The organism is Shewanella livingstonensis (assembly GCF_003855395.1).
GTDB classification, from domain to species: Bacteria; Pseudomonadota; Gammaproteobacteria; order Enterobacterales; family Shewanellaceae; genus Shewanella; species Shewanella livingstonensis.
In genome coordinates this window covers 3,201,899-3,215,755 of the sequence record NZ_CP034015.1, presented here as the reverse complement: position 1 = coordinate 3,215,755, position 13,857 = coordinate 3,201,899, and the positions used below count along the sequence as shown (strand labels likewise).

12 protein-coding genes and 2 pseudogenes are annotated in these 13,857 nt (G+C 40.2%); 7 read left to right on the top strand and 7 right to left on the bottom strand.

The window, feature by feature from the left end; translation table 11 throughout:
• Window positions 1-4 precede the first annotated feature (4 nt).
• Genes EGC82_RS13900 through bioD form a run of 3 tightly spaced genes read left to right on the top strand, consistent with a single transcriptional unit; the run spans window position 5 to window position 2,709 of the window.
• Window positions 5-1,201: an aminotransferase class I/II-fold pyridoxal phosphate-dependent enzyme gene (locus EGC82_RS13900; protein WP_124731294.1), complete on the top strand. Its 1,197-nt coding sequence runs from the start codon at window positions 5-7 to the stop codon at window positions 1,199-1,201.
• Between the two features lie 37 nt (window positions 1,202-1,238).
• The gene (locus tag EGC82_RS13895; protein ID WP_124731293.1) at window positions 1,239-1,997 is read left to right on the top strand and encodes a methyltransferase domain-containing protein; all 759 of its coding nucleotides are present in this window, start codon (window positions 1,239-1,241) and stop codon (window positions 1,995-1,997) included.
• Between the two features lie 7 nt (window positions 1,998-2,004).
• Window positions 2,005-2,709, top strand: a complete 705-nt coding sequence (gene bioD / locus EGC82_RS13890) for a dethiobiotin synthase (protein WP_164839222.1) — start codon at window positions 2,005-2,007, stop codon at window positions 2,707-2,709.
• 82 nt (window positions 2,710-2,791) lie between these two features.
• Here the strand turns inward: bioD and EGC82_RS13885 are convergent, their stop codons facing one another.
• The 3 genes from EGC82_RS13885 to EGC82_RS13875 all read right to left on the bottom strand — a co-directional run bounded on the left by EGC82_RS13885 (window position 2,792) and on the right by EGC82_RS13875 (window position 5,763).
• Window positions 2,792-3,817, bottom strand: a complete 1,026-nt coding sequence (locus EGC82_RS13885) for a GGDEF domain-containing protein (RefSeq protein WP_124731291.1) — start codon at window positions 3,815-3,817, stop codon at window positions 2,792-2,794.
• 152 nt (window positions 3,818-3,969) lie between these two features.
• On the bottom strand, window positions 3,970-4,881 hold the full coding sequence (locus EGC82_RS13880; RefSeq protein ID WP_124731290.1) for a porin family protein: 912 nt from the start codon (window positions 4,879-4,881) through the stop codon (window positions 3,970-3,972).
• A 456-nt stretch (window positions 4,882-5,337) separates the two neighbouring features.
• Window positions 5,338-5,763, bottom strand: a complete 426-nt coding sequence (locus EGC82_RS13875; protein WP_124731289.1) for a MaoP family protein — start codon at window positions 5,761-5,763, stop codon at window positions 5,338-5,340.
• Between the two features lie 108 nt (window positions 5,764-5,871).
• Between EGC82_RS13875 and hdfR the strand changes: the two genes are divergently transcribed.
• Window positions 5,872-6,726 carry an HTH-type transcriptional regulator HdfR gene (hdfR, locus tag EGC82_RS13870; protein WP_124731288.1) on the top strand — a complete coding sequence of 285 codons (855 nt, stop codon included), beginning with the start codon at window positions 5,872-5,874 and terminating at the stop codon, window positions 6,724-6,726.
• Between the two features lie 17 nt (window positions 6,727-6,743).
• On the opposite strand, the gene EGC82_RS13865 is transcribed toward hdfR, so the two are convergent.
• Window positions 6,744-7,115, bottom strand: a complete 372-nt coding sequence (locus tag EGC82_RS13865; RefSeq protein WP_124731287.1) for a diacylglycerol kinase — start codon at window positions 7,113-7,115, stop codon at window positions 6,744-6,746.
• Window positions 7,116-7,522: 407 nt separating this feature from the next.
• Here EGC82_RS13865 and EGC82_RS13860 point away from each other — a divergent pair, with 407 nt between their 5' ends.
• Together EGC82_RS13860 and EGC82_RS13855 are read left to right on the top strand one after the other, a co-directional pair.
• Window positions 7,523-8,371 (top strand): DNA ligase, encoded by an 849-nt coding sequence (locus EGC82_RS13860; protein ID WP_124731286.1) that lies wholly within the window; start codon window positions 7,523-7,525, stop codon window positions 8,369-8,371.
• 144 nt (window positions 8,372-8,515) lie between these two features.
• Window positions 8,516-9,000: pseudogene (locus EGC82_RS13855) on the top strand (low molecular weight protein-tyrosine-phosphatase).
• Between the two features lie 74 nt (window positions 9,001-9,074).
• Here EGC82_RS13855 and ylqF read toward each other — a convergent pair.
• Complete coding sequence (gene ylqF / locus EGC82_RS13850) at window positions 9,075-10,016, bottom strand: ribosome biogenesis GTPase YlqF (RefSeq protein WP_124731285.1); 942 nt, start codon at window positions 10,014-10,016, stop codon at window positions 9,075-9,077.
• Between the two features lie 129 nt (window positions 10,017-10,145).
• A complete protein-coding gene (locus tag EGC82_RS13845; protein ID WP_124731284.1) occupies window positions 10,146-10,985 on the bottom strand; it encodes an isopenicillin N synthase family dioxygenase in 840 nt (279 codons plus the stop codon).
• 165 nt (window positions 10,986-11,150) lie between these two features.
• On the opposite strand from EGC82_RS13845, the gene EGC82_RS13840 reads away from it, so the two are divergent.
• Window positions 11,151-12,068, top strand: coding sequence for a bifunctional methionine sulfoxide reductase B/A protein (locus EGC82_RS13840; protein ID WP_124731283.1), 918 nt, complete (start codon window positions 11,151-11,153; stop codon window positions 12,066-12,068).
• A 101-nt stretch (window positions 12,069-12,169) separates the two neighbouring features.
• On the opposite strand, the pseudogene EGC82_RS13835 reads toward EGC82_RS13840, so the two are convergent.
• Window positions 12,170-13,724: pseudogene (locus EGC82_RS13835) on the bottom strand (SulP family inorganic anion transporter).
• Window positions 13,725-13,857 lie beyond the last annotated feature (133 nt).

Here is a 13,857-nt window from a genome sequence, read left to right as displayed (position 1 = left end):
TAACATGACAGTATTGGGCCAGGCAGCTATGGGGCAACATCCATTAACCCAGCGGATAAGTGATAAGCTTACTGATCTGCAGGCGACAGGCCTTTTACGCCAACGACATGTATCGGCAACCAAGCCACATGCGACAATTGATTTTAGCCATAATGACTATTTAGGCTTAGCCCATGAACCTGCTTTAGCCCAAGCACTTTATGTTGGGGCGCTGCAGTATGGTGTTGGTAGCCGTGCATCACCGCTTGTGAGTGGTTATAACCAGGCCCATTTAACGCTTGAACAGCGCTTGTGTGAACTTACAGGTCATCAAGCATGCATGTTGTTTAGTTCTGGTTTTAGCGCCAACAGCGCGCTAATGAAAACCTTGTTTAGCAAGGATGACACAATAATAGCCGATAAATTGGTGCATGCTTCTGTTATTGATGGTTTAAAAGACAGTGGCAGTAATATTCGGCGTTTTTTACATAACGATGCAAGCAGTGCAGCACGCCTTATTGAAGCTAATCCTCATACAGCCGTCGTCACTGAAAGTGTATTTAGTATGGATGGTGATATTGCCCCGATAGCTGAATTATCTAGGTTATGTCAGCAACATGATTGCTGGCTTATTGTTGATGATGCTCACGGCTTTGGCGTGTTACCTAGTACATTTGTCAATGCTGATAATGTAGACATTCAAGTGGTGACATTTGGTAAAGCATTAGGATGCCAAGGTGCGGCCATTTTAGCCTCAAAAAATGTGATTGATTACTTAGTGGCGACTTCTCGTGAGTATATTTATTCTACTGCGTTGTCGCCAGCGAATGCACAGTTAGCCTTAGCGGCGATTAATTGGCAGCAAACTCATTCACAGTTATTGACACAATTAACGGCAAATATCGCCTTGTTTAGGCAAGTTGCGCAGCAACATAAACTGGCGATTACCGCTTCAATGACCGCAATTCAACCGATTATGGTCGGTGATAATCATCGCGTTATAGCCATTGCAGAGCAGCTAAAGCAACAAGGTTTTTTGGTGGGGGCTATTCGCTCGCCAACGGTGCCCAAAGGGCAGGCGCGTTTACGCATAACCTTAAATGCACAACATCAAGCCAGTGATATTGTTGCACTGGTTAGCGCAGTGGCTCTGCTTATTCATCAACATGATGATAGCAAAATCAGTAAAATCAGCAGTATTAGTACCACAATCAGTCGTTAAATCAGTGGCTAAATAAATCGTATCTTTGAGAACTCTCATGACGTTAGATAACCCAGTGGCAAACAAGTTTTCACTCGCTGCGGCTCAATATAAGCAACACGATGTGTTACAGCGTATTAGTGCGCAGCAATTATTACAACAGGCAAATTTAACTGGCACCTTGCTTGATGTTGGAGCAGGCCCTGGCACTGATTTTAGTGTTTTTGATAAGGTTAAGCAGGTTGTTGCAGTGGACATTGCTCATGGCATGCTGGCGCAATTGGCACAACAACATCCTAATTACTTACCCCTTTGCTGCGACGCACAAGCGTTGGGGTTACTCAGTCACTCTATCGACAGTATCTATTCCAATTTAGCCTTGCAGTGGTGCCAAACCTTACCCAAAGCGTTTGCTGAATTTCATCGAGTATTACGAGTGGGCGGCGAATGCCATCTCAGCGTGGTTATTGATGGTAGCTTAGCTGAATTACAAACTTTAGGTTTTCACGTCAATCAATTTGATACCTTATCGACACTTAAGGCGGCGTTTAACGCATCTCCAATAACGGTCGGTGGCTGGCACAACGTTGATATTCAGGTTGAGACGATTAACGTATATTTTGCTGATTTACGCAGCTTACTTTATTCAATCAAAGGGGTGGGTGCATCGTTTGATCAACAAAGTGACGGCACAAAACGTCAGCCGCTCACCAAGCTACAATGGCGCCAACGTGTTACCTTAGCTGAAACCTTGCGCACCGATAAAGGCTTACCATTAACGTATCAAATTGCGTATATCCGCGCTAAACGAGGCTAAATCTATGTTGTATTTTGTCACGGGAACAGACACTGACAGTGGTAAAACGCTAATTTCAGCGGCATTATTATCCAAAGCTCACGGCAGTAAATGCGGCTTTAAACCGATAGCATCAGGATGCGGGTTTACTGTAGGTGGCTTACGTAACAGTGATGCCATGATGTTAATGGCGCAGTCGAATATGGATTTACCATATCAGGTTATTAATCCTATTAGTTTTGCACCTGCTATTGCACCGCACATTGCTGCTAAGCAAGTGAATCAAGCTTTAAGCGCGCAAGGTGTGCTCGATATTATGTACCACTCAGCAATGCAAAGTGCTGATTTTGCGTTAATTGAAGGAGCTGGTGGCTGGCGTTTACCATTAGGTAATGGTGAGTATTTATCTGATACGGTTAAATTATTGCTAGCTAAATTACAAAAAAAACAAATCACTAAACAGCAGCTACTGCCTTGTGTTGAGGTTATTTTAGTCGTTGGCATGAAACTAGGCTGTTTAAATCATGCGTTGTTAACTCAAGAGGCAATACTAGCCGATGGATTAACGATAGCGGGATGGGTAGCTAATCAAGTTGATGCTGATATGACTTTTATAGACGAAAATATAGATAGTTTACAACAAATGATGCGCGGTCCATTTTTAGGCTATGTGCCTTACTTAACTGAGCCTTCTGCTATAAATGCTGCACGTTATCTTCAGTTACCAGCATAAGCAGTTTTCAATGATAGTGTTAAAAGTTTCCATCATTAGTAATATATTAACAACAACCAATGATGGAGGACTAATAATCTACCTAGTTAGCTATTGGCATTACACGATTGCGGCCTAAGCGCTTTGCTTCATACAAGAGCTTATCGGTAGCTTCAATCAACTGAGAAACACTTTGTTTAGGTTTCCATTCTGCAACACCAAAAGAGGCCGTTATCGAGTCGATAACTTTGTCACTGCGGCGGTCCTTTACACTGAGCTTTTCGATCGCTCTACGAATAGCCTCCGCCAAATGTCTAGCAACTCTAAACTGACTACTTGGCACAATGATGGCAAATTCTTCACCCCCAAAGCGATACAATTTCACTCCATCCCGGCATGCTTCCTGGACCCTTTTAGCAACGGCTTTTAGCACTAAATCGCCGAGTTGATGACCAAAGCTATCATTGAAAATTTTAAAGTGGTCAATATCAATCAAAATTAAGCAAGCACCCACAGGTGCAGAACTAATTTGCGCTTCTATGTCATCGTTAAATGCACGTCGATTTAACACATTGGTTAAGGCATCAAATAGCATGTCTTTTTCTGATTCGGCTAAACGTGTTTTGAGAGTATCAATCTCTGTTTGGGCTTTTTGCAGTTGTTCGGTAAAACTCACAGTACTAGAACGAATGCTGGAAGATTCTTTAACGATATTTCTGACAATACCGATGACCTGTTCAAGCGAGAAGCCTTGATTTTCAAGATCGCTTAACTTTTTAAAGTCTTTATCAATTTGGCTTTGAAATGTCTCAGTGTCTAAATTAGTGTCTTTAAGCGACTGAGATAACTCACATACCATCGCATCAAGGTTTTTGCGCATTTCGCGTACATCAAGCTCAACGGGGTCGGCGACATGCTTGCGATACAATAATTCACTGGTCACTGGCGAGCAGGTTTGGTTTTGTGTAATGACAGTATCTAATTCTTTGTTTAAAATTGGATTTTGCTCACCCACGTAGGCATACCAAAGCGCGTAGTTTGTCGGCGTAGTGGGGATTCTGTATTTTAACATTAACGGAACTGCTTTCTTCAAATTGGCGGCAGCAGTTTGCAGTAGAGTGTTGGACATTAAGTGCCTCATGAACCGGGCTAGTAAAAGACTTTTAAAAATCTACAATTAGGTTAAATATAGCAATAATAGTTGGGGTTTTACTATGACATTATTGTTACATAAGTCACAAAAAAGCATCCGAAGATGCTTTTTTGATGATAAATGTGATGTTAAAACACGTAGGAAACCGCAAACATTGGCCCGGTAAAGCTGTAATTAATATTGTAATCAAAGGTGCGTTGTTCAATATTACCGATATTACGTGTCTTTTCGATAGTAATATCGACATCATAATAATTGTAAGCCAGTTTTAATGACCAGTTATCACAAATCTTAGCTTCGACACCTAAGCGGATATCGATTAATGATCCATCAACATCGTCATATTTAATAGCAAAGTATTGAGCGTGGGCAGCAAATTTCCAGCCTGGATAGAACTCGTAAGATCCATAGACGCCAATATCGGGTAACGGTGCTGTTATCGTTTCATCTACGACTTCAGGCGTTGATACTGCATTACTGCACAGGCTGGTTAAGGTTGAATCTGGAACACAAATACCGATAGTGCCTTTAAACGCTGTTTCGATAAACATGGCGTGCAAACCAACTGATACGCCTACGGCATAATGAGTGCCTTGCCAAATGTCATAACCGTAACCAATGCGAAGAATATCAATATTGAGTTCGGTGTTCAGTTTTGCGCCTGTTTCAATCAGATAATCTTTGCCGTCGATATCTTCAAGAATAAAATCTTCCGATACAGTATCAGTTTCTGCATTACGATCTAGCGACTTCCAATCGATATAAATACTATGGCGTTGATTAAATGAGAAAGTGAATTCAAAGTAGGGTAAGTATTGCTCTTCAGCAAGGAGAAGTTCATCTTCAAAATCAACGAGGAATGTCCCACCCGTTTTAGGGCTTGTAGCGATAAAATTTGAATCAGAGTTGGCATAGAACATGCCAACATCAAGGGTATATCTGTCAGTAACAGTTGAGTTATGAGTTGATTGACTTGTCTCTGCTGAAGCAGTATGAGTACCGAATATCAACAAAACTATACAAATAAAAGATCTTATCATTGAAACTCCGCATTTATTATTTTTTCTATATCACAGGATATGCGTCTTCATATGATGCTGTTGTCAAATGTAATACCTAATCTATAAAGCGCGGATATCCAAAATAAGCGGGTATCAAAATGCGTTGCTATAATCATCAAGTTTAAATTAATAGGACAAACTGCTCAGGACATATACTAGCACCTTGTTACTAAATGTGAAATATTTGTATGGAATTGTTGTGCTAAATCATGTTTTCGGTTGTAGTTTGAACTACAAGGTATAAAAAAGCCTTTTGGTAGTCTAACGCTTATTAGGTAAGGAAAGTTGACGATAATAAGCCGACAAAAAATGATATTTAACATACATATTAAGCAACGTTACTAAAAGTAGAGTCGTAATATTAACTCTACCCTAGTATTTTGTTGCGTAAATGTTGCAGGATTTTGTCGGCGTTAACTGCCTAGGTTAGGCCATTTATTCAGCTTCGTCGCTGTCTGATGACTCTTCTACATCGTCAAATTCAATTTCAACTTTAGAGCCAGCTGGTGCATGAATGGTTCCTACAACAGCATAAAATGGTTTACCTTTTGCGAGACGACAATACTTAGACCACAATAACTCCATTGATGTTGTTGCTGGTAAGGTGCCTTGTACAACGCTAATAAATTGGTCCTCGTCAACATTACAAGGTAATTGCGAACCATCGGCTAAGTTTTTCATTGCTTGGCCGTGTTGTTCAAGCAAGTCTGCTTCCTTATTGGTAAAATCACCACAACGCTTAAATCCTTTTGGGAAATTTGCGTCATCATAGAAGCGTTTAGTCGATTTAAAACTGTTGTTGTGACCATTGGTGTTAGCATCAATACCTTGTTTTGCATTGATAAATGATTGATGAGACATGGCTAATACCTTCTAGATTATGAGATATAAAGATTTGCAACTGGAGTATTGGCTAGTATTATCAATTTTTAAATCAAAATATTTTGTCCTTAATGGTAAATAATTTTTATGGATACAGATTTATTAAAAACATTCTTAGAAGTGTCTCGTACTCGGCACTTTGGTAAAGCGGCTGAGAACCTTTATCTCACACGAAGCGCTGTCAGTTTTAGAATTAAACAGTTAGAAAATATTTTGGGAATAGAGCTGTTTGAACGTTTGCGTAACAACATTCAGCCAACTGCTGCAGGTGAAAGAATGTTGGGTCACGCAGAAGCTGTGCTTAATGCTTGGGAAAGGGCAAAACAAGATATGATTTTAAATCAGCAGCATAGTGCTCAGTTGGCTTTGTCTACGGGAGATAATATTTGGGATGCATTTTTACAAGAATTTTTACAACCATTGCACCTTGGATTGGAAGGTGTCGCCTTAAGAACGGATGTATTGGCTGCATCAGTGATGACTCGCCAACTAATTGAGCGTACTTTAGATATAGCGATTACCTTTGATCCGCCAAAGCTTGATGGGGTTATATTAGTTAAGCTTGCTCAAGTTAAATTATACTTAGTGTCCAAGCAGCAGGGGGTCAAGCTTGCTCAAACGCCTGATTTATCTTATATAAAAGTAGATTGGGGTACAGCCTTTAATATGACGCACGCCCAAGATTTCACTATGTTACCTTTACCGGTATTACACACCAGTTCCGCTCGAATGGCATTAGACTTTCTGCTTAATAATGGTGGCTGCGCATTTTTGCCTGAAGCGCTTATTCAACCTCACTTAGACAATGGCACCTTATATGCTGTTGATGATGCAAAATGTATCGATAGGCATGTGTATGCAGCTTATTGGGCCGAAAATGAAAGACTTACTCATATTGAGCAAGCCATTTCTATTTTAACTACCGATAAGCACACTGATTAGCATTTGCGTGGCTGTTATTAAAACAGTAATGGCCAAATAACGATGCCCCAGGTGACAGCACACATTACTAGACTGATAAATACAGCAGCTGAAGCAATATCTTTTGCCTGACCACTAAGCGGATGGATCTCATCACCAACGCGATCAACCACAGCTTCAATAGCAGAGTTCAATAATTCGACAATGAGCACAATTAACAGGGTCATAATAAGTAAAATGCGTTCTATGGCACTGATATCGAGCAATAGTGCAATGGGTAGCATAAGGCAGGCGAGCGCGGTTTCTTGTCTAAATGCTGCTTCACCTCTCCATGCTGATATCAGGCCTTTCATTGAAAACCCCGTAGCCCTAAAAATGCGTTTTAGACCATGATTATTTTCTGGTTTCATTATGTTAATTATCTTTTGGGTGTTATTTGCGTCGATTGTAACATTCCGTTCATATGCTTCCAGCAGTAATTTAACCCTTACGATTTACCGTATGTAAAAACCACCCCTATATTTTGATGAATAATATTCTCAGCATACTTTAATGCATCTCAAAGTAAGCTAGAGCATTGAGTGGATAATTCTTATGTTTGTACTAATCTTTAGTATGCTTATTTCAAGGTTGTTCGAATAATAACGAGCACTCCTTTATGTTTTTTACCGATGATTAGTTAGACAACAGTATCAATATTGATACAACCAACAAAACGCTTGTTATTTAACTCGGCACCGCTTATTCGTTGTTGGCAATATTATTTAACCTAAGTAAATACATATTATATGGATTTTATCAAAAGCAAGGATTGCATATGCATAAGATAGCCGCTCTGTTATTTTCGATCATTTTTATACTCTATTGTCATACTACATATAGCGAGGTGTTATCTAAACCCCCCATTCAGTTAGCGACCAAGTATCAAGCTGATATAGCAGTGGCTGAGTATTTAGTCAGTGAAAAGCTAGATGGCGTTCGAGGCTATTGGGATGGCAGTACTATGTTAACTCGCAGTGGCCGAAAAGTAGCTTTGCCCGCATCATTTACCTTAGGGTTTCCTAATGTTGCCATCGATGGCGAAATTTGGTTGGGGCATAATCGTTTTGAGCAAGTTTCAGCATTGGTCAGGCGTCAGCAAGTACCCGACGAAGAATGGCAGCACGTAACGTTCATGATATTTGACTTACCTCAACATCCAGGTACGTTTGTTGAGCGTTATTTAGCGATGAAAATATTAGTACAACAAACTAATTCTACTCATCTACAAGTAATAAAACAGCAAACGGTGGCGTCAACAGAAGCACTGTTTAACCAACTTGATGATGTCGTTAATGCTGGCGGGGAAGGGTTGATGTTACATTTTAAGCAAGCGCAATATACTGTTGGGCGCAGTGAGTATATTGTTAAATTAAAGCCTAAATATGATGCCGAAGCAGTGGTGGTTGGCCATACTCAAGGAAAAGGTAAATATCGAGGTATGCTCGGCGCTTTGGTGGTAAAAACACCCGCCGGAATTGTGTTCAATGTTGGCAGTGGTTTAAGTGATAAGCAACGAGAAAATCCGCCGTTAATCGGTTCGATCATTACTTATCAATATTTAGGCTTTACTCAAAAAGGCACGCCAAGATTTGCTACCTTTTTACGAGAAAGGCCATCACAGTAATTTTGTCATCTCTATTTAACTCTGTGACATGTTGAACTGCGAGTTAATGTAAAGTTCAAATGAACAAGGCTCTGTAATGATAACAGCGTTAAGATATAAGTCCCTGCGCCAGTGATGAGTTAAAACGGGTGATAATGGCGAGTAATGATGGATGATAAATATCTTTTAAATGTTTGCTCTGTACTGTTTGTCTGCATGGGCAATATATGCCGTTTGCCTACTGCAGAAGCCATCTTTAGGCGACAAATATACACCATTGTATTGCGCTTGAAATTGATTCCGCTGGTACCATTGCTTATCATCAGGGTCATTCACCTGATCGTCGAAGTATTGCTGCAGGTAATAACCGCGTTTTTGATTTTACCGGTATGAAGGTTCGACAAGTGGTTAACGTTGATTTTGAACGCTTTGATTTGATTCTGACGGCAGATTTGGCTCATTTTACTGCGTTGACCGAACGGTGTCCTGCCCATTTACGCTATAAATTACAGGTAATGTGACGCTTTAGTTAATCGGTAATTGAAGACGTACCCGATCTATATTACGGTGGTGACAGTAGATTTGAGACGGTTATCGATTTACTTGAGGCCAGTTTAAATACGCTGGTGGCCAAGCTTGCTTCACGTTGAAATATATTACTTAACCAAAACGGTTATAAATGACTAGGTCGCCTTTATATTAACAACCTAGCCGATGCTTTTGCTTAATCGTTATAACGTTTACCGGAGCGTTTAAGTTTTTCTTGCTCTATTTTCTGCTGTTTAATAAGCTCTTTCTCTGCTAGCTTACGTGCAACTTCTTCTTTTTCTACTTCAGCCATCGCAGGGGTTTCAAGGCTTAATAGTCCGATTTTTCCTGAGCGGTATTCATGTAGTAATAGTTCAGAGACTTTATGGTAATCAACTCGTGCACCAGGGCGAAGAGCTCCACGAGAACGGCTAATGGCTTCAAGTAATTCAATATCACTGTCAGGCAGTGATTTAAGCTTGTAACGCTCGCAAATTTCATTCGGGTAGGCTTTAAGAAAATAACCTGCAGCAAACATGGCCACATCTTCGTATTCCATAGCAGTATCTTTAATAGCACCGGTGACCGCAAGGCGATAGCTACTGGCTTCGTTGTCCACTTTTGGCCATAAGATCCCCGGCGTATCTGACAATACGATTCCGTTGCGTAAGTTAATACGCTGCTGACGTCTTGTTACTGCAGGTTCATTACCTGTTTTAGCTATAGTGCGACCCGCTAAGGTATTAATAATTGTAGATTTACCCACGTTAGGAATGCCCATGATCATCGTACGGATGTCTTTTTCCATTATGTCACGGTGTGGCACCAATTTACGGCAAAGATCAGGAATACTTTTTACCATACTGGGTTGTAAACTTGTGATTGCTGATGCCTGAACGCCTTGTTCACGTTCGAGGTATTCAATCCATTGGGCTGTAATTTCAGGATCCGCTAAATCAGATTTATTAAGCAATTTAATACAAGGTTTATTACCACGAAGTTGCGACACCATCGGATTTTCACTGCTGTATGGAATACGTGCATCGAGCACTTCAATAACGAGATCCACTTGAGGCATTGCCTCCTCGATCTCTTTACGTGCTTTGTGCATGTGTCCTGGATACCACTGAATTGCCATGATGTTGCCTTATAAATCGGAGAATAAATACAATAGATACAAAAGTGATATTCTACCTCGTAAGTGGATTAAATGCATAAAAAAAGCGCCCGAAGGCGCCTAGAATTATTGCAAATGAAGTATTAGCGCTTAAATTACTCCTAATTCACGTAATCTTTCCATTAAATAACTGTCCGCAGTATAACGCTCTGATAATACAACCTGTGGATTAGGATGCAAAAACAGCGGCAATGAGATGCGCGATTTAGTTTTGTCTGTCCCTTCAGGGTTGATTACCCGGTGTGATGTTGAAGGGAAATAGCCACCAGATGCCTCTTGTAACATGTCGCCGATATTAATAATAATGCTACCAAAATCACTTGGAACATCAATCCAATCACCTTCTTTAGTGAGGACTTGTAAGCCTGGCTCATTGGCTGCTGGTAACAAGGTAATTAAGTTTATGTCTTCATGTGCAGCAGCGCGGATTGCGCCTATTTCCTCATCGCCCTTCACTGGAGGGTAATGAAGGATGCGTAATAAGGTTTTTTGGCTTTGGGCAATCATGTCTGGTAGTGGAATGCTATATTTTGCAGCAACCTCTGCTGGCGTATATTGTTCTATCCAGCTCAGTAGTTCAGATGCTAACGCATTAGCGTGTTCGTAGTAGGCAAGAATATTTGCTTTTAACGACTCAGGAATGCGTCCCCAAGGGTATACGTGATAATATTCTTTGATATCTTTTACGTTATTGCCTTTGGCCGTTTCAGAAATTGATGCGGGAAAGAAGCCATCATGTGTTTCAGATTTAAACAAAAAATCATTTTTCTGTTCTGATTGAAAAAATCTGTACCACTCATTATAAATATCTTCAACAAGCTGCTTTTGAATAGGGTGGTTAGTTAATACCCCAAAGCCTGTTTCACGCAGTGATTCAACAAAGCGCTCGGCGCTATCTGGTGCTAGGTAATCAATAGTATTCAGTTTCATTATGTATTTCTTATTAGTGTGTTGACCCACCGTAATGGTAACCTTAGTCACACTCTGCCGCAATTATTTGCGTAATATCACTCAATTTTGATTTGAGCTGAAATGATTGATTGCTCGTATTCATTATTAATAGACTGTGGCAAACAAACTCAACGAGATCTGACCATGAATAATTTAACCGAATTTGAACAGTATGTGATCGAGCAAAAGGGCACCGAGCGTCCTTTTAGTGGCGAATTTGTCGATCATGATGCACAGGGTGTGTATTTGTGTAAAAAATGCCATGCCCCCCTTTATAAAAGTGAATATAAATTTAACGCACATTGTGGCTGGCCAGCATTTGATGACGAAATTAACGGTGCTGTAAAACATACTCTTGACGCTGATGGCCATCGAACTGAAATTACCTGTTCACAATGTGGTGGTCATTTAGGTCATGTGTTTGAGGGCGAGCATTTAACCGATAATAATATTCGTCATTGTGTCAATTCAGTATCAATGATTTTTAAAGCCATTGATGAGTTAACTCAATCAAATTTGGCTGTGCCTACCTACGAAAAAGCAACCTTTGGTGCCGGTTGCTTTTGGTGTGTTGAAGCTATTTTTGCTCAGCTTAACGGCGTGCAGAGTGTTAAGTCAGGTTATTGTGGTGGTGATGCTAAAGATGCCAATTATGATGCGGTGTGTTCTGGTAAAACAGCTCATGCAGAAGTGGTTCATATTGAATTTGACCCTGCGGTTATTCAATTTGACACCTTACTGAGTGTACTATTTGAAAGCCATGACCCGACCACACTTAATCAACAGGGCAATGATAAAGGGCCACAGTATCGTTCAGCTATTTTTGCTCATAACAGTGAACAAGTAGATGCTGCAAACCGATTTATTAACGCGTTAACTAAACAACAACTTTGGTCTAGGCCGATAGTGACCGAGATCAGTGCGTTTGACACATTTTATCCTGCTGAAAACTATCATGATGACTACTTTGCAAAGCACGGTGAACAACCTTATTGCCAATTAGTGGTAAAGCCTAAATTTGATAAAGTTATGAGTAAGTTTGCAGATAAGCGCAAACAGTAAACCAATTGATCCGTGCTGCTTTTTGGACGCAGGAAACGAATGAAAAAGGGGGGCTGAATATTCAGTCCCCCTTTTTTTTATCTTACGATTAGTACTTTATTTTAATCTAATTTATCGTCAGCCACTTTAAAGTGCGGATCTTCTATAAGGTTAACTTCAACCAAGTCCCGTGCTTTATGCAGTAGCGCTTTACAATCTTGGCTTAAATGACGCAAATGTAAACGCTTTCCTGCAGCAACATAACGTTCAGCTAAGGTATCGATAGCTTCTAATGCTGAATGATCTGCCACGCGAGAATTTTGAAAATCAATAATTACATCTTGATTATCTTTTTAAGCATCAAATAGTTCAAGAAAGTTTGCTACAGAACCAAAGAACAATGGTCCATTTAGACGATATACTTTCCAGCCATTTTCATCTTCAGTTATCTCAACATTGATGTGCTTGGCATGTTCCCATGCAAACACTAAGGCAGAGACAATTACACCGACAAATACTGCAAAGGCAAGATCGGTAAACACGTTAACCGCCGTGACTAATACAATCACAAATACATCATACTTAGGCACTTTGTTCATAAATTTGAAACTGGACCATTCAAAAGTACTCACATCCACAATAAACATAACGCCAACTAATGCTGCCAGCGGGATAATTTCGATAAATGCAGAACCAAACAAAATAAATGCCAGTAACGCTAATGCAGCTGTAATACCTGATAATCGGCCACGACCGCCTGAGTTGATGTTGATCATTGATTGGCCAATCATCGCACAACCACCCATGGCGCCAAAGAAACCACTGGTTATATTACCCACACCTTGGCCAACACATTCTTTGTTACTTTGACCTCGAGTATTGGTCATTTCGTCAATTACTGTCAGTGTTAGTAATGACTCAATTAATCCTACAGCCGCTAAAATACAGGCATAAGGTAAAATGATGTAAAAAGTTTCAAAGTTAAATGGCACACTAGGAATTGAAAAAGAAGGTAAGTTACGCAATAGTCGCGGCTTCATTGCCACTCATCGTTTTTAGAAAATCTAACAGATTACTTGTGTCTAAGTTAAAACCAACTGCAATCGCTGTTACAGCTAAAATAGCCACTAATGATGAAGGCACCGCTGTAGTGATTTTGGGTAAAAAATGAATGATAGCCATGGTTAATACCACTAACTTTAGCATTATTATCAATGGTTCCTGAGCCATCCAAATCATATTACCTGCAGCATCTTTGACTTTAAATTGTCCCAGTTGTGCTAAGAAAATGACAATAGCTAAACCGTTTACAAAACCAATCATGACTGGATAAGGCACAATACGGATGAATTTTCCGAGTTTACACACACCCGCTAAAATTTGAATCAGTCCTGCTAATACGACGGCGGCAAATAAGTATTGCACTCCGTGTTCAATCACCAGCGATACCATGACCACAGCCATTGCACCAGTAGCGCCAGAAATTATGCCAGGTCGACCACCAATTAATGCGGTGATTAATCCCATAATGAAGGCGGCATAGAGTCCGACCATAGGTTCAACATGAGCGACAAATACAAAGGCCACAGCTTCAGGTATTAGGGCTAGTGCCACGGTTAATCCCGATAAAATATCGGCTTTGCTACTGCTTGTTTTATGGCGAATAAGATCGAATATTTAACCTCTGTTTTCATTGGTAAGTTAATCAATAATAGTGATGATATTAATAAAAACTCCTCGCAGGTTGAAAGTGACAATATTAAGATAATAATGCAATCCGCAGAGGTGTTTTTGATTAATTTGGTCAATA